This window comes from Streptomyces sp. NPDC030245 (assembly GCF_055572995.1).
In genome coordinates this window covers 1-20,767 of record NZ_JBVICF010000018.1, presented here as the reverse complement: position 1 = coordinate 20,767, position 20,767 = coordinate 1, and the positions used below count along the sequence as shown (strand labels likewise).

Genomic DNA, 20,767 nt, shown 5'->3' with positions numbered 1-20,767 from the left:
CCCTGGCGAGAGGAGACGCAGGGAGCGGGGCTCGCCGGACTGCCGGCTCCGGCTGAAGCACTGGTCAGCGGATCGGCATCCCCGACAGCGTGCGTGCGATGACGAGGCGCTGGATCTCGCTCGTGCCCTCGAAGATCGTGTAGATCGCGGCGTCGCGGTGCATGCGCTCCACCGGGTACTCGCGGGTGTAGCCGTTGCCGCCGAGGATCTGGACGGCCTGCGCCGTGACCTTCTTGGCGACTTCGCTCGCGTAGAGCTTCGACATGGAGCCCTCGGCCGACTCGAACTTCTTGCCGGTGGTGGCCATCCAGGAGGCGCGCCACACCAGGAGGCGGGCCGCGTCGATCTGGGTGCGCATGTCGGCGAGTTGGAAGGCGACGCCCTGGTTGTCGATGATCGGGCGGCCGAACTGGGTGCGCGTCTTGGCGTACTCCAGGGCCTCCTCGTACGCGGCGCGCGCCGTGCCCACGGCCATCGCGCCGACCGCCGGGCGGGACGCCTCGAACGTGGCCATCGCGGCGTTCTTCACGCGCTCGCCGCCGGCCTTGGCGCGCTCGCGGGCGCGGGCGAGGCGCTCGTCGAGCTTCTCCTTGCCGCCGAGCAGGCAGTGGCCGGGGACGCGGACGTCCTCCAGGACGACCTCCGCGGTGTGCGAGGCGCGGATGCCGTGCTTCTTGAACTTCTGGCCCTGGGAGAGTCCGGGCGTGCCCGGCGGGACGATGAAGGAGGCGTGGCCCTTCGAGCCGAGCTCGGGGTCGACGACCGCGACGACGACGTGGACGTTGGCGATGCCGCCGTTGGTCGCCCAGGTCTTCGTGCCGTTGAGGACCCACTCGTCCTTGGCCTCGTCGTAGACGGCGCGGGTGCGCATGGCCGCCACGTCGGACCCGGCGTCCGGCTCGGAGGAGCAGAAGGCGGCGACCTTGACGTCGTTCACGTCGCCGTACATCTGCGGGATCCAGGTGCCGACCTGCTCCTCGGTGCCGTTGGCGAGCACGCCGACGGCGGCCAGGCCGGTGCCCATGATGGACAGGCCGATGCCCGCGTCGCCCCAGAAGATCTCCTCGGTGGCCATCGGGATGCCGAGGCCGGAGGGGTCGAAGAACTGCTGGGCGTAGAAATCGAGCGAGTAGATCCCTATCTTCGCCGCTTCCTGGATGATGGGCCACGGGGTCTCTTCGCGCTCGTCCCATTCGGCGGCCGCGGGGCGGATCACCTCGGCGGCGAATCCGTGGAGCCAGTCCCGGACTTCCTTCTGTTCGTCGTTGAGCTCCATGGTGAACTCGGCCATGACCCCTCCAGGACCTGCGATCAACCGCGGCGTGCGATCGACTGGGACGTTACTTGCGGTAACCGAAGTCTGTTACCGGCCAGTAGTCCATGTCAACCTCCGGCGGCCCGTTCGGTGGCCCCGAACGGCCGGGTGTTACGTTGCGCGTGCGTCACCGATTCAGCACGGGCGGGGAGAGACGATGGAGACCACGCAGCGGACCGATCAGCAGCGGTCCGCGGAGCACCGACGGCGCGAGCTGCTCGAGGCCGCGGACCGGGTCGTGCTCCGCGACGGGCCGGGCGCCTCGATGAACGCCATCGCCGCCGAGGCGGGCATCACCAAGCCGATCCTCTACCGCCACTTCGGCGACAAGGGCGGTCTCTACGCCGCGCTCGCCAAGCGGCACACCGACGCACTCCTCGAAGCCCTGCGCGCCGCCCTCGACGCGCCCGCCGAGCGCAGGGAGCGGGTCGAGGCGACGCTCGACACCTACCTCTCGGCGATCGAGGCACGCCCCCAGGTCTACCGCTTCCTCATGCATCCGTCGGAGGCCCCCTCCCCCGGCGAGCAGGGCTTCGACGTCGGCCTCCACTCGGCCCCCCTGCTGCGCCGGCTCGGCGAGGAGCTCGCCGAGGTCATCGAGGAGCGCGTCGACCTCGGCCCGGAGAGCGCGCAGCTCGCCCGGGTGTGGGGACACGGCATCGTCGGCATGATGCACGCGGCCGGCGACTGGTGGCTCGGCGAACGGCCGTGCTCGCGCGCGCAGTTGGTGCGCAGCCTGGCCGACCTGCTGTGGGGGCGGCTCGCGGCGGCGGGCAACCGCGTCGGCGGTCCCGGGTTCTGAGACAGACTCCGCGTCCCTCAGGAGTTCCAGGATGCCTTGGCGGCGGCCCGCAGCACCCTGCGGCGCCGCCAGCCCGTGACGCGGTCGGTGTAGACGCAGCCGTCCAAGTGGTCGCACTCGTGCTGGAGGCAGCGCGCGAACCAGCCCGTCCCGTGCACCCGCACCGGCTCCCCCCGCACATCGACGCCCTCGACCACGGCGTGGTCGAAACGCGGCGTCCCCGCTTCGAGTCCCGGCAGCGAGAGGCAGCCCTCCGGGCCGCGCACCGTCACGCCGTCCGCCTCGACGAGTCTCGGGTTGACCACGTGCCCGAGGTGCCGGACGTCCTCGTCGTCGGGGCAGTCGTACACGAACACCCGGCGGCCCACGCCGATCTGGTTCGCGGCGAGCCCCACACCGCGCGCGGCGTACATCGTCGCGAACATGTCCTCGACGAGGCGCGCCAGTTCGGGGCCGAAGTCGGTGACCTCCTCGCAGGCCGTGTGCAGCACGGGGTCACCGAGCAGGGTCAGAGGTCGTACGCGCCCCGAGGCGCCCGGGATCGTGCCGTGTCGCATGGCGGCAAGAGTACGGTCCAGGGGACGGAGCGGCACCGCCGAGGTGCCGAGGTGGTGCCGTGATTCGGGCTTGTCAGTGGATCTCGATAGGCTGAGCAGCGAAACGATGCCGGGGGCAGCCGCGGCGCCGTACGCAAGGAGGATCTCGACAGATGTCAGGCAACACGGACCCGCTGTCGCCGCGGGCCAAGCTGGCCGTGACGGCGGGCAAGGCGGCCGCGGCGGTGTCGCGGGCTGCCGGCCGCGGCAGCGGATCGGTGATCGGCGGCAAGGTCGCGCTCAAGCTCGACCCCGAGCTGCTCGGACGGCTCGCCACGCACCTGGACGTGGTCCTCGTGTCGGCCACCAACGGCAAGACGACCACCACGCGGCTGATCGCCGAGGCGCTGCGGGCCAGCGGCCCGGTCGTCTCGAACGCGCTCGGCGCGAACATGCCCGCAGGCATCACCTCGGCGCTCGCCGGCGGCTCCGACGCGCGCTTCGGCGTGATCGAGGTCGACGAGAAGTACCTCGCGGGCGTCGCCCGTGACGTCGACCCCAAGGCGATCGCCCTGCTGAACCTCTCGCGCGACCAGCTGGACCGCGCCGCCGAGACCCGCATGCTCGCCGAGAAGTGGCGCGAGGGCCTGGCCGGCTCCAAGGCCGTCGTCATCGCCAACGCCGACGACCCGCTGGTCGTCTGGGCGGCCTCCTCCTCGCCGAACGTGGTGTGGGTCGCCGCCGGCCAGGAGTGGAAGGACGACGCCTGGTCGTGCCCGTCCTGCGGCGGCGTCATGCAGCGCCCCGGGGACGACTGGTTCTGCGGCGAGTGCGGTTTCCGCCGCCCGGCGCCCAGCTGGGTGCTCTCCGGTGACCACGTCCTGGACCCGCACGGCTCGGCCTGGCCGATCCACCTCCAGCTCCCCGGCCGCGCGAACAAGGCCAACGCCGCCACCTCGGCGGCCGTGGCCGCCGTCTTCGGTGTGCCCCCGCAGGTCGCCCTGGAGCGGATGTACCAGGTACAGGCGGTCGCCGGGCGCTACGACGTCGTGCAGTTCCAGGGCCGCGACCTGCGCCTGCTCCTGGCGAAGAACCCGGCGGGCTGGCTCGAAACGTTTTCGCTGATCGACCCGCCGCCGACCCCGGTGATCCTCTCCGTGAACGCCCGGGGGGCGGACGGCACGGACACCTCCTGGCTCTGGGACGTGGACTACACCCGGCTCGCCGGTCACCCGATCTTCGTCCTCGGCGACCGCAAGCTGGACCTCGCCGTGCGCCTGGAGGTCGCGGGCCTGGACTTCCGCGTCTGCGAGAGCGTCGACGAGGCAGTCCAGTTCGCCCCGCCGGGACGCATCGAGACGATCGCGAACTACACCGCGTTCCAGGACCTGCGCCGGCGCGTCGGCAACTGACCCACCGGCCCCTCTAGAGACCTTTGTAGGGACGAATGAGCATGAGCGACAACAGCCTGCGGCTGGTGTGGGTCTACCCCGACCTGCTGAGCACGTACGGAGACCAGGGCAACGCCCTGGTGGTGGAGCGCCGCGCCCGCCAGCGCGGCCTCCAGGTCGAGCGCTACGACGTGCGCAGCGACCAGCCGGTGCCCACCTCCGGCGACATCTACCTGATCGGTGGCGGTGAGGACCGCCCGCAGCGCCTCGCGGCCGAGCGGCTGCGCCGCGACGGCGGCCTCCAGCGCGCCGTGGGCAACGGAGCGATCGTCTTCTCGGTCTGCGCCGGCTACCAGATCCTGGGCAACGAGTTCATCAACGACCTCGGCCAGCGCGAGCCCGGCCTCGGCCTGCTCGACGTGGTGTCCACCCGCGGCGAGGGCGACCGCTGCGTCGGCGACGTGCTCGCCGACATCGACCCGCAGCTGGGCCTGCCCCCGCTGACCGGCTTCGAAAACCACCAGGGCATCACGCACGTCGGCCCGGCCGCGCGGCCCTTCGCCCGCGTCACCCTCGGCCGGGGCAACGGCACGGGCGACGGCACCGAGGGCGCGTACAACGGCACGGTCTTCGGGACGTACATGCACGGCCCCGTCCTCGCCCGCAACCCGCTCATCGCGGACCTGCTGCTCAAGCTGGCCCTCGATGTGAACGCGCTGCCGCCGACGGACGACCGCTGGTACGAGGCGCTGCGCAACGAGCGCATCAACGCCGCGCAGCAGCCCGCGTAACACCCCGGCGCACAGCCCGCTTGACGCCCCGCCCGCACATGTGAGCGGGGCCGTCCAGTCTTCGGACGCGAGGTGCGGCCCCGCCCCCCGGCGCCTATAGGGTGGCGGGGATCCAGCCGGACGACGTGGTCCGGTCATCGACCCACGTTGCAAAGGTATTCCGGGCCATGCGCATTGGTGTCCTGACCTCCGGAGGCGACTGCCCCGGTCTGAACGCCGTCATCCGCTCCGTCGTGCACCGCGCGGTGGTGGACCACGGCGACGAGGTCATCGGCTTCCACGACGGCTGGAAAGGCCTTCTGGAGTGCGACTACCGCAAGCTGGACCTCGACGCGGTGGGCGGCATCCTCGCCCGCGGCGGCACCATCCTCGGCTCCTCGCGCGTGCAGCCCGCGCACCTGCGGGACGGCGTGGAGCGCGCCAAGGGCCACGTCACCGAGCTGGGTCTCGACGCGATCATCCCGATCGGCGGCGAGGGCACCCTCAAGGCGGCCAGGCTCCTCTCCGACGCGGGCCTGCCCATCGTCGGAGTGCCCAAGACCATCGACAACGACATCGCGGTCACGGACGTCACCTTCGGCTTCGACACGGCCGTGGGCGTCGCGACCGAGGCCCTCGACCGCCTCAAGACCACCGCGGAGTCGCACCAGCGCGTGCTCATCGTCGAGGTGATGGGCCGGCACACCGGCTGGATCGCCCTCCACTCGGGCATGGCGGCGGGCGCCCACGCGATCGTCGTGCCGGAGCGCCCCTTCGACATCGAGGAGCTGGCCGCGAAGGTCGGTGAGCGCTTCTCCGCGGGCAAGAAGTTCGCGATCGTCGTGGCCGCCGAGGGCGCCAAGCCCCGCGCGGGCTCCATGGAGTTCGACGAGGGCGGCAAGGACGTCTACGGCCACGAGCGGTTCGCCGGCATCGCCCGCCAGCTCTCCCTCGAACTGGAGCAGCGCCTCGGCAAGGAGGCCCGACCGGTCATCCTCGGCCACGTCCAGCGCGGCGGCACCCCCACGGCGTACGACCGCGTCCTCGCGACCCGCTTCGGCTGGCACGCGGTGGAGGCGGTGCACCGCGGCGAGTTCGGCAACATGACGGCGCTGCGCGGCACGGACATCACGATGGTGCCGCTGGCCGAGGCCGTCGAGACGCTGAAGACCGTGCCCGAGGAGCGGTACGCCGAAGCGGAGTGCGTGCTCTGATCCCCTCGCCCCGCGTATTACTCGCCCCCGGTCGCACCAGCGGCCGGGGGCGGTTCTACTCTGGTGCGGACACACGTCGCACAATCCGCACGAATCAGGAGCCACTGGATGGATCACAGCGGGCACGGCATGAACATGGATCTGCCGCCGTTCACGCTGGGGCGGGGCCTCGAGCTGTCGACCGACCCCTTCTTCCTCATCGGCTGCCTGATGGCGCTCGCCCTCTACGGGTGGGGGGTGGCGCGGCTCGTGCGGCGCGGCGACAAGTGGCCGGTGGGCCGCACGATCTCGTTCGTGCTCGGCATCCTGACCGTGCTGCTCGTGATGTGCACCAAGCTCAACGACTACGGCATGGTCATGTTCAGCGTGCACATGGTGCAGCACATGGTGATCAGCATGCTGTCGCCGATCCTGCTGCTGCTCGGCGCGCCGATCACGCTGGCGCTGCGCGCCCTGCCGGTCGCCTCCCGCGGCAGCAAGGGCCCTCGCGAGTGGCTGCTCTGGCTGCTGCACAGCCGGTACATCAAGATCATCACACATCCCGCGTTCACGATCCCGCTGTTCATCGCGAGCCTGTACGCGCTCTACTTCACGCCGCTCTTCGACACGCTGATGGGCTCCAAGGCGGGCCACATCGGGATGATGGTGCACTTCCTCGCCGTCGGCCTGGTCTTCTTCTGGCCGATCATGGGCGTCGACCCGGGGCCGCACCGGCCCGGCTACATCATGCGGATGCTGGAGCTGTTCGCGGGCATGCCGTTCCACGCGTTCTTCGGCATCGCGCTGATGATGGCGACGCAGCCGATGATCGGCACGTACATGCACCCGCCCGCCTCGCTCGGCATCGACGCGCTGGAGGACCAGGAGGCGGCGGGCGGCATCGCCTGGGCCTTCAGCGAGATCCCGTCCGTGGTGGTCCTGGTCGCCCTGCTCTTCCAGTGGCGGCGCTCCGAGGACCGTGAGGCGCGGCGCAAGGACCGCGCCGCGGACCGCGACGGCGACAAGGAGCTGGAGGCGTACAACGCCTATCTGGCCTCACTGGCCGCTCGCGGACGCTAGCGCCAGAGGGTCTTCCCGGGTCACGATGGTCTTCGGACCGCGGTCCGGGCGCCGCGGCGCCGCGGACTGCCGGGAGGAGGCTGAGCGATGCCCGGTTCCACGAAGACCATGGGTGGGTTCACCATCGGAGGCCTGGTCATGGTGACGGCCTATACAGCGGCGCTCGGAAGCAACGGCTGGTTGTGGTTCGGCTGGGTCGTGCTCGGTCTGATCACACTGGCGATGGTGCTGTCGCGCACCACATGAGCGCGGTGGCACGCGACAGCCGGCCCGGAGGCGCCGGGGAAGCCTCAGAAGCGGAAGACGTGGCCGGTGTCCGCGTCGAGCGTGCAGGCGTTCGGGTACGTCTTGCGCCAGGTGACCGGCCTGCCCTTGTACGAGCCGGTCACCTTCACGCTGACCGGCTCGTACTCCTTGGTGCACGCGTGCGGGTCGTCGGGCAGCGCGTCGAAGTCGCCCCTCGCCCGAGCGATCGCCTCGCAGGCCTTGGCCGCCTGCGGGTGGTGTCCCGTCGGCGGCTCGCAGCGCAGCAGCACACCGCGGGTCCAGGTGTTCTGGGCCCCTGTGACGGTGAGGAAGAGGCCGCGCTTGGGGGCCTCGGGCGCGTCCGCCGCCTGGGCGGGGGCGAGCGCGCCGAGAGAGCCGAGGGAGAGAAGAGCGGCGGCGGCGAGGGCGGACGGGCGCATGGAGGACCTCCGGGGTACACGTACACGTCGGATGTGACGGCGACGGCGATGGCGATGGGTACTACGGCTTCGGCGTCGGTCGGGACGGTGACGTTCCGTGGTGCCGAGGACGCCGGGGAGTGCCCAGAGCACCCTCCGGACGCGCCGCCCGGCGAGCCGCCGCGCCGGTCGTTCCCCCGCCCGGCCCCGCGCAAGGGCCCGAACGGGCTCTCGCATCCGCGCCACCGATTGACTACTGTGCGTCGGCACCGGGACGAGGGGGAAGGCTGCCGCCATGTTCTACCTACTGCTCAAGCACGTGATCCTCGGCCCGCTGCTCCGGCTGATGTTCCGGCCCAGAATCGAGGGCCTGGAGCATGTGCCGGACTCCGGCGCGGCGATCGTCGCGGGCAATCACCTGTCGTTCTCCGACCACTTCCTGATGCCGGCGATCATCAAGCGCCGCATCACGTTCCTCGCGAAGGCCGAGTACTTCACGGGGCCGGGCATCAAGGGCCGGCTGACGGCCGCGTTCTTCCGCAGCGCCGGGCAGATCCCGGTGGACCGGTCCGGCAAGGAGGCGGGGCAGGCGGCGATCCGTGAGGGCCTCGGCGTGCTGCGCAAGGGCGAACTGCTCGGCATCTATCCGGAGGGCACCCGCTCGCACGACGGCCGGCTGTACAAGGGCAAGGTCGGCGTCGCGGCGATGGCGCTCAAGGCCCAGGTGCCGGTCGTCCCGTGCGCCATGATCGGCACGTTCGAGGCGCAGCCGCCGGGCCAGAAGGTCCCGAACCTCAAGCGGGTGACGATCCGCTTCGGCGAGCCCCTCGACTTCTCCCGCTACGTCGGGATGGACAACGAAAAGGCCGTCCTGCGGGCCGTCACCGACGAGATCATGTACGCGATCCTCGGGCTCTCCGGGCAGGAGTACGTCGACAAGTACGCGGCCGTCGTGAAGGCGGAGGAGGCCGCGGAGGCCGAGCGCGAGCGCGCGGCGGCGGGCACGAGGGAGCGCCGCAGGTTCCCGAAACTACCGCTGAGCTGAGCTGGGCTGAACTGGGCTGGGCTGAGCTGGGCTGAGCTGGGCTGGGCTGAGCTGGGCTGAACGCCGCTCCCCCGGTTTTCGCCCCTCTGCCGAGAGCAGATCCCTCCTCGGCGCGCGCAAGCCGGGACGTACGGTCCGATCATGAAGAAGACATTGGTGATCGGCGCGACGGGGCAGATCGGGCGAGTGGCGGTGCGGGCCCTCGCGGAGGACGGCTGGGCGGTGACGGCGGCGTCGCGGGGTGCGGGCCGCGACGAACGGTGGCCCGATGACGTACGCACGGTGCGGCTCGACCGGCAGGACGACGCGGCGCTCGCCGAGGCACTGGGCGACGGCGTGGACCTCGTGGTCGACATGGTGGCGTTCACCGCGGCGCATGCCCGGCAGTACAGCGGCCTCAGCGGTCGGATCGGGTCGGCCGTGGTGCTCTCCAGCGGAGCGGTCTACCGGGACGAGCGAGGTCGCAGCTTCGACACCCAGGGCGAGCCCGACGGCTTCCCCGCGTACCCGGTGCCGATACCGGAGAGCCAGCCCACCGTCGAGCCGGGTGAGTCGACGTACGGCACCCGCAAGATCCGGATCGAGCGGGAACTCCTGGCGCTCGGCGAGGAGCTGCCCGTCACCCTGCTCCGCGCCGGGGCGATCTACGGTCCGCACTGCCTCACTCCGCGCGAGCTGTACTTCGTGAAGCGGAACCTGGACGGGCGGCGTACGCGCGTGCTCGCCCACGGCGGCCTGAGCCGCTTCCACCCGGTGAGCGTGCACAACATCGCGGAGCTGGTGCGGCTCGCCGCCGGGCGGCCGGGTTCCCGGGTGCTCAACGCGGGCGACCCGGAGGCTCCCACGGTCGCGGAGATAGGCGCGACGATCGACGCCGTGATGGGAACCGGAGGCGAGACGGTGACCGTGACGGTGCCGGGCGGGGCGCCCGCCGCGAACGTCGGCGTCACACCTTGGAGCACGCCGCACCCGGTGGTCTACGACATGTCCGCGGCGGAGCGGGACCTGGGCTACCGCGCCGTGACGACGTACTCCGACGCCGTGAAGGAGACGGTCGACTGGCTCGCCGAGCAGCTGGGCGACCGCGACTGGCGGGAGGCGTTCCCGAAGATGGCCGCCAACTACGACCCGTCGGTCGACCTCTTCGACTACGCGGCGGAGGACGAGTGGCTGGCGCGACGAAAGCCCTGAGGCCGCCCTCCGCTGGACGCCACCGTGCCCCAACGGGCGGGCCGCCACCGAGCCTTGCCCCGGTGACGGCCCATCGCTCTCCGCGTCTTCGCCTACGCCTTCGCCTTCGCCTTCGTACGCGTTACGGCTTCGGCGTGGCGTGGGGGGCGCAGGTCACGTCGGAGGCGTCGAGCTTCCCGGTCAGCAGGTAGGTGTCGACGCGGTCGTTGAGGCACGGGTTGGGGATGTTGGTGATGCCGTGCGAACCGGCGTCCTTCTCCGTGACCAGGCGGGAGCCCTTGAGGCGCTTGTGCAGTTCGACGGCGCCGGGGTAGGGCGTGGCGGCGTCACGGGTGGACTGGACGATCAGCGTCTGCGGCAGGCCCCGGTGGCTCCGAATCTCCAGCGGGCGCTGCTGCTTGCTCGACCAGGTCGCGCACGGCAGGTTCATCCAGGCGTTGCCCCAGGTGAAGAAGGGGCTGGTGCGGTGGATGCGGGTGTTGTCGCGGTCCCACTTCCGCCAGCTGCGGGGCCACTTGGCGTCGGCGCACTCGACGGCCGTGTAGACCGCGTTGCTGTTCTCCTGGGCGATGTTGCCCGCGGTGTCGGCCATGTCGGGGCTCGCCGCCTCGACGAGGGGCTTCGGGTCGCCGGCGACGTACTTGCTCCAGTTCGTGGCGATCTCAACCCAGTACGAGTCGTAGTACGGCGCGTTCTGGAAGTAGGAGTGCAGCTCGGCCGGGCCGACGACGCCGTCCAGGGGCTGCTTCTTCGCGGTGGCGCGCAGCTTGTCCCACTGGGCGCGGACCTTGTCGTAGGTGTCGCCGAGGTGGAAGGCGGCGTCGTTCTTCGCGACCCACGTCATCCAGTCGATGAGGCGCTTCTCGAAGGCGACGTCCTGGTCGAGGTTGACCTCGTACCAGATCTTGTCCGTACGCGGGTTGACCACGGAGTCGAAGACCATGCGGCGCACGTGCGTCGGGTAGAGGGTGCTGTAGACCGCGCCCAGGTAGGTGCCGTAGGAGACGCCGAGGAAGTTGAGCTTCTGCTCGCCGAGCGCGGCGCGAATGACGTCCAGGTCGCGGGCCGTGTTGGGCGTCGTCATGTGCGGGAGGAGGTCACCGCTGCGCTCCTGGCAGCCGTCCGCGTACTCGGCGGCGAGCTTGCGCTGGGCGCGCTTGTCGGCCTCGCTGTCGGGGATCGGGTCCAGCTTGGGCGCCTTGACGAACTCCTGCGGGTCCACGCAGGAGACGGGGGCCGAGTGGCCGACGCCGCGCGGCTCGAAGCCCACGAAGTCGTACGCCTTGGACGTCTTCTCCCAGAGCTTGCTCTTGGTGACGACGCGACGCGGGAAGCGCAGGCCGGAGGCGCCGGGGCCGCCCGGGTTGTAGAGGAGCGCGCCCTGGCGCTCGTCCTTCGTGCCGGTGCTGCCGATGCGGTCGACGGCGAGCTTGATCTTCCTGCCGTTCGGCTTGGCGTAGTCGAGCGGGACGGTGACCCAGCCGCACTGGATGGGCTTCTCCAGACCCCAGTCGGCGGGACAGTCCCGCCAGTCGATCCCGGCCTTCGCGGCACGCTGCGCGGCGATGGCGGCGCCTCGGGCCTCACGGTCCTTGCCGGGCGATGCCTTGGCGTCGGCGTTCGCCGTGGGGGCGGCGACCCCGCCCGCTATCAGCGTCGCCACGACGAGCCCACCCGCGGATCCGAGCACCGCCGTCCGCCGCCTGCTCCCTGGGGTCCTTCTCAAGTGGGGCCTCCCGCACATAGATTCGAACACTGTCGATCAGTACGGGGATCTTTGCGTCTGCGGGACGCCGGGGACAGGCGCGGCGGGGGTTCTTTACCAATCCGATAAACGGATTGGTACGACCCGGTGAGCGGTGGGCGCATGTCAGAGGCCCGGTCCCCAGTGGGACCGGGCCTCTGACGTCCTGTGAGTGTCTAACTGAGTGACTACGGCTCCCGAACCCCAAAGATGCCGTCCATGGCAGTGGCTCCGGTCTGGATCACGGGGCGGATCTGCTTGCGGTAGACAGTCTCCGTCGTGGTCTGGTTCGAGTGGCCGACGAGGCGCGAGATCTCTTCAAGCGGCACCCCTGAGTCCGAGAGCAGGGACACGAAGGAGGTCCGAGTCTCTCGGGTGGTCCACTCGTGCGCTTCGATCTCGACACTCTTGACCCGTCCGAGAACACGCCGAAACTCACGCCGCACCCTCGTCGCGTCCAACTGCGTGCCGACAGCCGAGGTGAAGACGAGCCCGCTTTCTTGCCACTTGCTCCCTGCGGCGAGGCTCTGCCGTGCCTGGACCTCCCGCTGAACCTTCAGGGCATCGATCGCCCTGCCAGGCAATGCCAGTGTGCGGCGGGACTTTCGGGTCTTCGTATCCCCCGTGCGACGTACCGACCGCCACACCTCGACGTGTGGAGGGACCACAGGCACCGCCGACGGATCACCTTCAAGGTCTACGTGCTCCCACTTCAGGGGGCGAAGCTCTTCAGTACGGCCGCCGGTGAGGAGGGACACGACGATGTACGCGTACAGCGGGGAGTCTTCGGCCGCGACCAGCACTGCCTCAGCCTGCGCCAGGGACAGAGACTTTGAGGGGCGCCCGGGTTGCCCCGTCGGCACGTCACACAGCTCGACGACGTTGCGCTTCACCTTGTCCCGTGCCATAGCCCGCTTCACGGAACGGTTCAGGCAGGCCCGAATCATGGTGAGCGAGGTCGTGCTGAGCACCTTGGCCTTCCGCTCCAACCACTTGTCCACGTCGTCCGCGCTTAGGTCGCGAAGCTTCCTTGCTCCAAGGTCAGGGATTACGTGGTTCTTGCAGAGGCTGCGGTAGGTACTACGGGTGCCATCACCTCGGGCAGGGAGCCCGTAGGTGAGCCAGTCCGTCACCGCGTCCTTGACCGTGTAACCGGTGGGAGCGATCGCAAGACCGTCCTCGTAGTCCCGCAGCACCTCCTTCAACTTCGCCTTAGCAGCCGTCTTCGTCTTACCGCTGGCCCGCTTCACGATCCGCTTGCCACTGGGGTCGAACCCGAGACTGGCCGTAGCGATCCACCGTTGCCTGTTGTCGTCCCAGTGGAGACCGCCGTCGCCCCTGCTCCGTCGCTTGGCCATCAGGCGACCTCTTCCATACGCGCACGGATGTATGCCTGCAACGAGCTCTCGGGGATACGCCGAGCCCGGCCCTCAGTGATGGAGACGAGCCGCTTCGTACGGATCAGGTCGTAGACCTTGGTCCGCCCGAGCTTCAGGCGCGCCATGACCTCGGGCACGGTCAAGAGTTCGGCAGTTGCGGTGGGCATGCGGCGGCTCCTTCCGCTTCAAGGTCGTGCAGGACTTCGCGGGCGGTCTCGCGGTTGAGCTGGATATCCCGGGCGATCGAGGCAGCGAGCCAGGACTCACCGGGGGTGTGGCCGTGTCCGGCGTAGGTCCAGTGAGCGAGGGTGAGCACAGTCGCATCGGGGTGGTCGCCGGGGTCGGGCAGGCCGAGGGCTTCGCGTTGCTGTGCGGCGCGGTAGTCGGCGCGGACCTGGCGGAGGGCACCCAAAGTGGTGGAGTAGTAGCGGGACTTCGTACTGAAGTGGCCCCGGAAGCCGAGCATGTGAGCCCAGCGGGCGAGCCCGCGTTCTGGGTAGGTGGCGTGGAGCTCTGCGCAGGCATGCATGAGGCGGCGTGCGTGGTCGGGCACATCGAGGGTGCGCAGGTCGGCGCCGATGCCGGTGCCGTCGCAGGAGGCGCACAGGACGGGCGTGCCGTCCTTGCGGCGGATGTGCGGATACCCGCCGCTACCGCCGCAGGCTCGACAGCACACGGACCGGTCCACGGTCCCGGTCGTTTCGGCGGCCTTGGTGGCGTACTTGGCCACGTAGGAGGCCACGGCCTGTTCGGTGAGGTCTTCGCCGTGCCCGAAGGCGCCGATGGGCTGCACGTCGAGCTGAGTGCCCCAGCGCAGGGTTCGGGCCGGTTGGTCCCCAGCCGAGGGTACGTCGACCTGGACGCGGGCCGCGGCGGACCGGATCGCGTCATCGAGCAGGGCGAGGGTGGCCCAGGCCGGGGGCGGGGAGTCGGGCCCTTCGGGACCGTCGAAGCGGATGACGGCATGGAAGTGCACGGCCCCGCGCTTCTGGTATTCGGCGACCTTGCCGAAGGAGACCCGGGACTGTTCGCGGGCAGCCTTCTGTGTGAGCCCGGCACGGCGTGCAATCTCACGCCGGAGGTAGATCGTGAAGTAGCGCCACAGGTCGGAGGCGTGGTTGTTCCACAGCACTCCCCCCGCGTAGTCGTACGTGGCCGCGTCCAGGGCGGTGCCCAGTTCCGGGGCGTCTTCACCGTGGCGTTGTCCACAGCGACAGGGCCGGTTGCCAGGCCGGTTGTGGACGGGTCCGAAGCTGGGGGCGGTGAGGGTGGCGAAGACGCGGGGATGGTCGCGGACGGTGGGTGGGGTGCCCTTAGCCGGGTCACCGGTGAGTCCGGCGCGAACCAGGTGATAGGTGTCTCCGGCGTAGGTCCAGGCGCAGGACGGGCAGCGCGAGGCACGGCGGTTGCCGCAGGCCACCCGGAGCACGCCGCCCGGTTCATGGTCGGTGGTGTAGGCGTGCAAGACGGTCTTGGTGGTCGGGTCGATGGTCTTGGTACCGCCCGTCAACCGGATCGGGTCGGCGCATCCCCCGGTGCGGCGAATCTGGTCTTGCCAGCGGTCGAAGCCGTCGGCCGCGGCCACCCTCAGCACATCGGCGAGGGTGACCGGGTCGAGACCCGCCAGGGTGGCGGTGTCGCTCATGCGATCACCGACCGGCCTTGGCGAGCGAGGCCGGGGCGGTGTGGCCGGTGCCATTGCAGGTACGGCAGGTGGCGCGGACGGTCCCGCGCGAGCCGTCGCGGTGACGGTCGCCGGTGGTGATGGCCACCACGGGGAAGCCGTCGCAGTTGCGGCAGACCGGACGGTTCAGGGCGTGCTGCGGCATGATGGAGGAGCCCTTTCGGATCGTTGATCGGGAAGTGGTGGAACCGTCCGGGGCGGCGGAAGTTTGGCGACCGAGGCCGCCCCGGAGGGCCGTTACCTGTAGCGGCGGCTCTTGGACCGCGCGGGCCGGGACCGCATCGGGCGTCGGCGGGACGACCGGCCCTTGGGGATCGGCCGGGCGCTGCCCCTCTTCGAGCTGCGGTTGAGGGTGTAGCTCAGCCCGTACGTGGCCGACAGGACGGCGATGATCGATGCGGCGATGACCTGGACGACGAAGGCAAGCACCAGCAGGACGAGCACGGTCCCCGCGGTGATGACCAGGGTCAGCAGGATCGGGCCCTTGTAGGAGCGGGGCGCTTCCTGTACGAGCACGATCGACTTGGGGTCGGTGCCGGACGGGCAGCGCTGGTAGAGCTCGGTGGGGATGTGTCCGGCGCGAAACTGTTCATCGGGCAGTTGCATGGGACCGCTCCTTGTCAGACCGTGCAGCGGTGCGTACGGGCGGCAAGCTCAGCAGCGGAGCGGTCGTGGTACTCCGCGGAGAAGCCGCAGCGGGGCGCGGTGCAGGCCGCCGAGTGCTTGTCCCGTCCGTGGCCGTCGTGGAAGGTGGCGACCTTCACCGGACCGAACCTGCGGACTTCGCGAAAGCGGCGGTGAACGGGCATGGTGGATCTCCTCTCAGCTCAGGCAAGTTGCGTGACGATCGTGGTGGCAAGTGCTTCCGGGACGCCCAGGCGAGCGCGCAGGGTGGCCGCGTCGATCCGGGTTCCGGTCCGGGCGTGGTGCTCGGTGGCGACCTTCCGGGCGTGCTCGATGAGTGCCGGAGGAACCCCAGGAGCCGATGTTTCGGGCAAGGCCGGGGCTGGAGCCGGTACAGGGATCTCTTCGGGCTCCGGAGCCGGGTCCGGCGAGGGAATGTCGGGTGCGGGGGCCGGGGCTGCGGGCGCCGGCGGAACCGGCACCCGGTCCCCGGCGGGGGTGGGTGAGTGGGCCAGGAGCGTGCCGCCGAGGAAGGCCAGCGCGGGCCATCCGGCGACGCCGAACCGCAGCCAGGCCGGGGGATGCTGCATGTCGAGGAATCCGGCGGTGGCGACGTTGGCGCCGAGTGAGGCCACCAGGGCGACCAGGAACCAGCACCAGGCCAGCCGGGACGGCCCGCCGCTACGCAACCGACGCCAGGCGGCGACCAACAGCAGGTCGACCGAGATCGGGTAAGCCCAGGCCTTCCAGCCGTCCTGTCCGGCTGCTGCGGCCAGGTCATGCAGGTGGGCGAAGGACAACGCACCAGCGATCATGGCTTGCACGAGCACCGCGTCCAGGCGGAGTGAGCGGGTCATGTCCTCACCTCCTTCCGGGGGTTATGCCGGGGGTGGGGCGGGGCGTCGTGTTCGGCCGCCCGGCCCCGGCAGGCTTCATTGGGTGGCTTCGCCCGAGCCCCAGCACGTCGTGCACAAGGCGGTCTGTTCGTCGGTGGTGGCGCGGCCCTTGCGGGTGCCGACCCGGACGGTTTCGGTGATCTCGCCTTTGCCCTTGCAGTCCGGGCACTTCTTCACGCGGGGCCTGCGTGCGGTCATGAGGTGATCTCCCAACTGGCGTGCGGCATGGGTGGGGTAGGGGCCTGGCGTGAGGCGGTCACGCCGACCGGGAGGCGGGAGGGGTCGTTACTCGGTGACCGGCCGCGGAGCGACTCGCGGCGTCGCGGGCTCCGGTACGGGCTCGGAACGAACGACCGGCCGGAAGGGGGCCAAGAAAGCCAGCTCAGGAGTGAGGTGAGCAAACTCCTGGCAGACGGCCGCAGCCTCAGCGGGGGTCATGGCAGGGGTGCGGATGCGGGACCAGCCGCCGGAGGAGTCCCCGGCTACCGCGACGCCAGGGCGGTCCGGCGGGATCGTCGTCACGGCCTGGACCGCTTCGGGGGCGATATCGCCCAGGCCCATTTCGCCGGTCTGCTTGTCGTTGACGCGATGGACGACACGGCCGGTGAGCTGGGCGCGAAGTGTAGTGGCGCCCCTGCCCAGTTCGGAGCCGAAGCGCTGCCCGCATACTTCGAGGTAGATGCCGATTGCGCGGGCCATCTGGGCGAGCCGGATCATCTGCATGACCATCTGATCCCGCGCTGCTTCGTCCTTCTTGGCAGCCACGAGGAACAGTTCGGCCACCTCGTCGACCAGGACCACCAGCGGCACCGGCCGGACCTGTTCGGGTAGATCCCACAGGTCGGAGACGCCGTGCAGGCTGAGCAGGTCGAAACGGTCTTCCATCTCAGCGACTAGCGCATCAAGAAGGCGTCCGGCCTCTTGCGGGGTCGTTGCCAGGGCCGACAGGCGAGGCGCGTACCGGCTCTGTTCCACCCCGCGCTTACAGTCGATGCCGACCAGGCCCACCGGCAGCCTCGCGAGCCCGGCCACCAGGTTGCGCTGGTACATCGACTTACCCGACTGGTTGGCGCCCAGCGTCAGACCGTGCGGCACCTTGGCATAGTCCCGGGCGAACACTGAGCCGTCCTCCCGTAGCGCGACGGGGACAACCATCGGGCCCTCAGCCTTGGAGCGGCGCGGCATGCGTACCCGGTTGAGAACGTCATAGCCGGTCATCCGCAGTTCGACGAAGCCCGGCCGGGTTTCTCGAACGATCACCGATCGCACTCCCCAGGCGTGCCTCAGCCGTTCCGAGGAAGCCGCCACATCCGCCGGTTCCAGCCCCGCAGGGAGACGCAGGGTAATCCGCAGTCCGGTTGAGGTGGGCCGCACCCGGCGCACCTTGGGAGGCTGCGGCCGAACTTCCCGTCGAGCCAGGTTCCGGGTCATGAACGCCCGCACGCCCGAGGGCTGCACCGTTAGCCCGCACACCTCCATCGTGGGCCGGTAGGTCAGGAGGAACCGGCCCCAGGTCAGCGGCAGGCCGACCAGCGACCAGTACACGCGCGGCGCACGGGCCTTCGCGAAGACGAGCCCACCGACGATGGCCGCGACAGCGGCGAGCAGTAACCAGGTTCCAAGGTCCATGGTCAGGACCCCGCGGTAATCGCGACCGCACGGAAGCTGATCCCGTGCCGCTTCTGGCCGTTGAACTCGTTCTCCCAGTCACGGGCCTTGAGGCCGATCACCGATACCGGCGTCCCCGGGGTCAGGGTCTCCGTGATGCCCGTCTCGGGCACGGTCACCTGGTAGAGGTTGCCCTCTCCCTCGTCCGAGACCAACAGGCCCACGGTCGACATGCCCGCACCGGTCTCCCGGTCCACGGCCCGCTCCCCAGTCTTCTTGTTGACCATCTTCGGCTCAGGCGCGGTCGCCACGAACACGATGGCAGTCGAGAGATCGATCTTGAAGGACGGCATAGAGCACTCCTTGAGTCAGACCCAGCGAGAGCATGGGTCGCAGCTTCCCTACGAAGGTAGGCGCAGAAAAACTGCGAGTCAAGAAGTTCTGCGAGTAGCAGTGAGGCTGCATCTCTGCGACCCTGAAGGCGACACTTAAGGAGGACCACATGACCAGCGGTTTCGGCCTCGTCGTCCGGTTCAAGCTGCACGACGCAGAGGCGACAACAGCCTTCGATGCTCTGGTAGAGGAGACGCTGAAGGGCATCCGAGCGCACGAGCCGGGCACACTTCTGTACGTCGTTCACGCAGTGCCGGACGAGCCCAATACCCGGTTGTTCTACGAGCTGTATGCCGACCGAGCGGCGTTTGACCAGCACGAGCAGCAGGAGCACACCCGCCGCTTCCTGGCAGAGCGGGAGAAGTACGTGGCCGACCTGTCTGTCACCTTCGTCCAAGGCCAAAGCTCAGCCGGGGCGTGGACGTGACGCCAGAAGAGCGACGAGCCTTCGGCGCACGGGTTGCTGGTCTGCGCGAAGAGCGCGGTTTCACTCAGAAGCAGTTGGCGGCCGAGATCGGACGCACCGCAAGTTGGCTATCCCAGGTGGAACGCGGCATTCAGCCGGTCAACCGCCTGGACGTGTTGCGCCTGTTGGCGGATGGCCTCGGCGTCTCCGTGCAGGAGTTGCGAGCCGATGCACCGGCGGAGGCGCCTGTGGAGGAACCCCCTGTCGAGATCCCCAACGATCTCGACCAGGCCCGGTTGGTCATCTCGGGGCATCCCGTCCCAGAGGTCATTCTTGATGCAGCCACCCCCGGGCCCGCCAACGTGGAGGATCTGCAACTCGCGGTAGACAGGGTGTGGGAATTGACCCACGCGAACGAGTTCGCGGAGTTGAGTTCGATGCTGGGGCCGCTAGTGCCGCGAATCGAGCGTGCCGCGCGGACTTCTGCGCCAAGTGAGCAAGGGCGGCTCTGGGGTCTGCTGAGCCGGACTTATCAGGCTCTCGCCGCAGCATTCGTACGACAGGATGAGGCGGATGCCGCATGGGTAGCGGCTGACCGGGCCATCCGAGCGGCCGAGCAGTCGGGTAACCACCTGGACGTGTTTGCGAGTGTCTTCCGACTGTCTCAAGCTTTCGTGCGACTCAAGCACCTCGACCAGGCCGAACACTCTGCAACCACAGCCCTCAATGCGCTGGAACGGCACTACGACGACGTCGCAGCAGAGCCCGAGGCACTGTCGGTCATCGGGGCCCTGCACCTAGCGTTGGCTCTTATTCACGCAAGAGCAGGTGAACGGGCCCGGGCCCGGCATGAGATGAAGAGAGCGCGAGAGGTTGCCGCCAAGCTGGGGGAGGACCGGAACGACTTCAATCTGGAGTTTGGGCCGACCAACGTAGAGATCCAAGCCGTCTCGATCGCAGTCGAGCTTGGGGATGCTGGCGAAGCCATTGAGGTCGGCACTGCGCTAGACACATCTGCCCTGTCCTTGGAACGCCGAGCCCGACTGAACATGGATCTTGGCCGCGCTTATGGGCAGAGGCGTCAAGTCGGTGAGGCCCTGGGGGCGCTGCTAGACGCGGAGGCACTGTCTCCCGACCTGATCCACACCCACGTAGCAGCCAGGGACATAATCCGAGACCTTCTTCTTTTCGCCGGTCGCACAGCGCCCCCGGAGCTTAAGGAGCTTGCCGAACGGGCGGACGCACGTCCCTGAGCTGTTACAAGTTTCTCTACCTCATCAAGCCCCCGCCCGATGGGCGGGGGGGGAGGGTGTTCCGCCCTTGCTCCCGGGGGGCTCTGGCCCGTGAGGTTCGGTCGATGCCTCAGCCGTGGCACACCCTTAGATGAACAGACGCCCTCAACTACCGCACGGGGCTACAGCCCTCCCACGCTCCACCGTCCCCTAGGTCAGCACCACAGCGGCGGCACGGCACCTTCGGCCCGTCGAGGACCAAGGCCCAGGCCTGCCGGGAAGGGGATGGGAGTCTCTTGGCCTTCGGCCATCCGGAGCGCTGGCCCCACAGCTCTTCCGGCCGCCGCTACAAGGATCACACCCCACCGGCCCACACGCGGGCCGGTGGGGGCTCGGGGGCTCGGGGCTTCGCTCCTGCCTTCGGCCCGCGCCGCCCCGGCCCCCGGCCCCCACCACCTATCGATGCCTTGGGATGATCCTGTTTCACGCTCTGGCCCGCCAAGGGCCGATGCCCCGGACCGAGCCTGATTCCCCATCCCATCCCAACGCCCCTGTCCCTGTGCCCCACAGCGCCAAGGTCCCGGCACGAGCAGGTACCGCCCCGGTGATCGGCAATGCAAGGTTGGCCACGGGCCCCTACAAGACGCTTTGGGGATCAAAAGCAGGTACGCCACGGCTGAGGCATCGACCGAGCCCCCAGGCCGCCGCAGGGAGGGGCGGTGGGGGCTGGGGCGGTCGGCTCCACGGCTTTAGGCAGCCACTTTGGGGCGAGCCTCTAAGATCATGGCCCCGATTCGGACCTTGCGGGCAGGT

At 69.6% G+C, this 20,767-nt stretch carries 24 protein-coding genes; 10 read left to right on the top strand and 14 right to left on the bottom strand.

Features of this window, described 5'->3' with window-relative positions; genetic code table 11:
- Positions 1 to 64: 64 nt before the first annotated feature.
- Positions 65 to 1,291: an acyl-CoA dehydrogenase family protein gene (locus tag ACZ4Z4_RS36045; RefSeq protein ID WP_468337282.1), complete on the bottom strand. Its 1,227-nt coding sequence runs from the start codon at positions 1,289 to 1,291 to the stop codon at positions 65 to 67.
- A gap of 181 nt (positions 1,292 to 1,472) precedes the next feature.
- On the opposite strand from ACZ4Z4_RS36045, the gene ACZ4Z4_RS36040 reads away from it, so the two are divergent.
- Positions 1,473 to 2,117, top strand: coding sequence for a TetR/AcrR family transcriptional regulator (locus ACZ4Z4_RS36040; protein ID WP_468337279.1), 645 nt, complete (start codon positions 1,473 to 1,475; stop codon positions 2,115 to 2,117).
- A gap of 17 nt (positions 2,118 to 2,134) precedes the next feature.
- Here the strand turns inward: ACZ4Z4_RS36040 and def are convergent, their stop codons facing one another.
- On the bottom strand, positions 2,135 to 2,674 hold the full coding sequence (gene def / locus ACZ4Z4_RS36035; protein WP_468337276.1) for a peptide deformylase: 540 nt from the start codon (positions 2,672 to 2,674) through the stop codon (positions 2,135 to 2,137).
- Between the two features lie 152 nt (positions 2,675 to 2,826).
- Between def and ACZ4Z4_RS36030 the strand changes: the two genes are divergently transcribed.
- The 5 genes from ACZ4Z4_RS36030 to ACZ4Z4_RS36010 all read left to right on the top strand — a co-directional run bounded on the left by ACZ4Z4_RS36030 (position 2,827) and on the right by ACZ4Z4_RS36010 (position 7,333).
- A complete protein-coding gene (locus tag ACZ4Z4_RS36030) occupies positions 2,827 to 4,065 on the top strand; it encodes a Mur ligase family protein (protein ID WP_398306660.1) in 1,239 nt (412 codons plus the stop codon).
- 41 nt (positions 4,066 to 4,106) lie between these two features.
- Positions 4,107 to 4,835 (top strand): type 1 glutamine amidotransferase, encoded by a 729-nt coding sequence (locus ACZ4Z4_RS36025; protein WP_468337274.1) that lies wholly within the window; start codon positions 4,107 to 4,109, stop codon positions 4,833 to 4,835.
- A 167-nt stretch (positions 4,836 to 5,002) separates the two neighbouring features.
- Positions 5,003 to 6,028, top strand: coding sequence for a 6-phosphofructokinase (locus ACZ4Z4_RS36020; RefSeq protein ID WP_468337271.1), 1,026 nt, complete (start codon positions 5,003 to 5,005; stop codon positions 6,026 to 6,028).
- 108 nt (positions 6,029 to 6,136) lie between these two features.
- Entirely contained in the window at positions 6,137 to 7,087 is a 951-nt protein-coding gene (locus tag ACZ4Z4_RS36015) for a cytochrome c oxidase assembly protein (RefSeq protein ID WP_468337268.1), read from the top strand.
- Between the two features lie 87 nt (positions 7,088 to 7,174).
- Positions 7,175 to 7,333 (top strand): hypothetical protein, encoded by a 159-nt coding sequence (locus ACZ4Z4_RS36010; protein WP_468337265.1) that lies wholly within the window; start codon positions 7,175 to 7,177, stop codon positions 7,331 to 7,333.
- 44 nt (positions 7,334 to 7,377) lie between these two features.
- Here the strand turns inward: ACZ4Z4_RS36010 and ACZ4Z4_RS36005 are convergent, their stop codons facing one another.
- Positions 7,378 to 7,773, bottom strand: coding sequence for an SSI family serine proteinase inhibitor (locus ACZ4Z4_RS36005; protein ID WP_468337262.1), 396 nt, complete (start codon positions 7,771 to 7,773; stop codon positions 7,378 to 7,380).
- A gap of 274 nt (positions 7,774 to 8,047) precedes the next feature.
- Here ACZ4Z4_RS36005 and ACZ4Z4_RS36000 point away from each other — a divergent pair, with 274 nt between their 5' ends.
- Positions 8,048 to 8,797 (top strand): lysophospholipid acyltransferase family protein, encoded by a 750-nt coding sequence (locus ACZ4Z4_RS36000; RefSeq protein ID WP_468337259.1) that lies wholly within the window; start codon positions 8,048 to 8,050, stop codon positions 8,795 to 8,797.
- A gap of 141 nt (positions 8,798 to 8,938) precedes the next feature.
- Complete coding sequence (locus ACZ4Z4_RS35995; protein ID WP_468337256.1) at positions 8,939 to 9,988, top strand: NAD-dependent epimerase/dehydratase family protein; 1,050 nt, start codon at positions 8,939 to 8,941, stop codon at positions 9,986 to 9,988.
- A gap of 121 nt (positions 9,989 to 10,109) precedes the next feature.
- On the opposite strand, the gene ACZ4Z4_RS35990 is transcribed toward ACZ4Z4_RS35995, so the two are convergent.
- The 11 genes from ACZ4Z4_RS35990 to ACZ4Z4_RS35940 all read right to left on the bottom strand — a co-directional run bounded on the left by ACZ4Z4_RS35990 (position 10,110) and on the right by ACZ4Z4_RS35940 (position 18,276).
- Complete coding sequence (locus tag ACZ4Z4_RS35990; RefSeq protein WP_468337253.1) at positions 10,110 to 11,732, bottom strand: alpha/beta hydrolase; 1,623 nt, start codon at positions 11,730 to 11,732, stop codon at positions 10,110 to 10,112.
- Positions 11,733 to 11,920: 188 nt separating this feature from the next.
- Positions 11,921 to 13,090, bottom strand: a complete 1,170-nt coding sequence (locus ACZ4Z4_RS35985) for a site-specific integrase (protein ID WP_468337251.1) — start codon at positions 13,088 to 13,090, stop codon at positions 11,921 to 11,923.
- Positions 13,090 to 13,278 (bottom strand): helix-turn-helix domain-containing protein, encoded by a 189-nt coding sequence (locus ACZ4Z4_RS35980; protein WP_468337247.1) that lies wholly within the window; start codon positions 13,276 to 13,278, stop codon positions 13,090 to 13,092. The genes ACZ4Z4_RS35985 and ACZ4Z4_RS35980 overlap by 1 nt, the downstream gene beginning before the upstream one ends.
- Positions 13,251 to 14,756 (bottom strand): replication initiator, encoded by a 1,506-nt coding sequence (locus ACZ4Z4_RS35975; protein ID WP_468337244.1) that lies wholly within the window; start codon positions 14,754 to 14,756, stop codon positions 13,251 to 13,253. The genes ACZ4Z4_RS35980 and ACZ4Z4_RS35975 overlap by 28 nt, the downstream gene beginning before the upstream one ends.
- A 4-nt stretch (positions 14,757 to 14,760) precedes the next feature.
- Complete coding sequence (locus ACZ4Z4_RS35970) at positions 14,761 to 14,940, bottom strand: hypothetical protein (protein ID WP_468337241.1); 180 nt, start codon at positions 14,938 to 14,940, stop codon at positions 14,761 to 14,763.
- A 92-nt stretch (positions 14,941 to 15,032) separates the two neighbouring features.
- The gene (locus ACZ4Z4_RS35965) at positions 15,033 to 15,401 is read right to left on the bottom strand and encodes a hypothetical protein (protein ID WP_468337238.1); all 369 of its coding nucleotides are present in this window, start codon (positions 15,399 to 15,401) and stop codon (positions 15,033 to 15,035) included.
- Between the two features lie 14 nt (positions 15,402 to 15,415).
- Entirely contained in the window at positions 15,416 to 15,604 is a 189-nt protein-coding gene (locus ACZ4Z4_RS35960) for a mobile element transfer protein (RefSeq protein ID WP_468337235.1), read from the bottom strand.
- Between the two features lie 18 nt (positions 15,605 to 15,622).
- Positions 15,623 to 16,276 (bottom strand): DUF2637 domain-containing protein, encoded by a 654-nt coding sequence (locus tag ACZ4Z4_RS35955; protein ID WP_468337233.1) that lies wholly within the window; start codon positions 16,274 to 16,276, stop codon positions 15,623 to 15,625.
- Positions 16,277 to 16,351: 75 nt separating this feature from the next.
- Positions 16,352 to 16,513 (bottom strand): hypothetical protein, encoded by a 162-nt coding sequence (locus ACZ4Z4_RS35950; RefSeq protein WP_468337230.1) that lies wholly within the window; start codon positions 16,511 to 16,513, stop codon positions 16,352 to 16,354.
- Positions 16,514 to 16,600: 87 nt separating this feature from the next.
- Positions 16,601 to 17,944, bottom strand: a complete 1,344-nt coding sequence (locus tag ACZ4Z4_RS35945) for an FtsK/SpoIIIE domain-containing protein (RefSeq protein ID WP_468337228.1) — start codon at positions 17,942 to 17,944, stop codon at positions 16,601 to 16,603.
- 2 nt (positions 17,945 to 17,946) lie between these two features.
- Positions 17,947 to 18,276, bottom strand: a complete 330-nt coding sequence (locus ACZ4Z4_RS35940) for an SCO3933 family regulatory protein (RefSeq protein WP_468337225.1) — start codon at positions 18,274 to 18,276, stop codon at positions 17,947 to 17,949.
- A 149-nt stretch (positions 18,277 to 18,425) separates the two neighbouring features.
- Here ACZ4Z4_RS35940 and ACZ4Z4_RS35935 point away from each other — a divergent pair, with 149 nt between their 5' ends.
- Positions 18,426 to 18,743 (top strand): putative quinol monooxygenase, encoded by a 318-nt coding sequence (locus ACZ4Z4_RS35935; RefSeq protein WP_468337223.1) that lies wholly within the window; start codon positions 18,426 to 18,428, stop codon positions 18,741 to 18,743.
- Positions 18,734 to 19,975: a helix-turn-helix domain-containing protein gene (locus ACZ4Z4_RS35930; RefSeq protein WP_468337220.1), complete on the top strand. Its 1,242-nt coding sequence runs from the start codon at positions 18,734 to 18,736 to the stop codon at positions 19,973 to 19,975. Before ACZ4Z4_RS35935 ends, ACZ4Z4_RS35930 begins: the two co-directional genes overlap by 10 nt.
- Positions 19,976 to 20,767 lie beyond the last annotated feature (792 nt).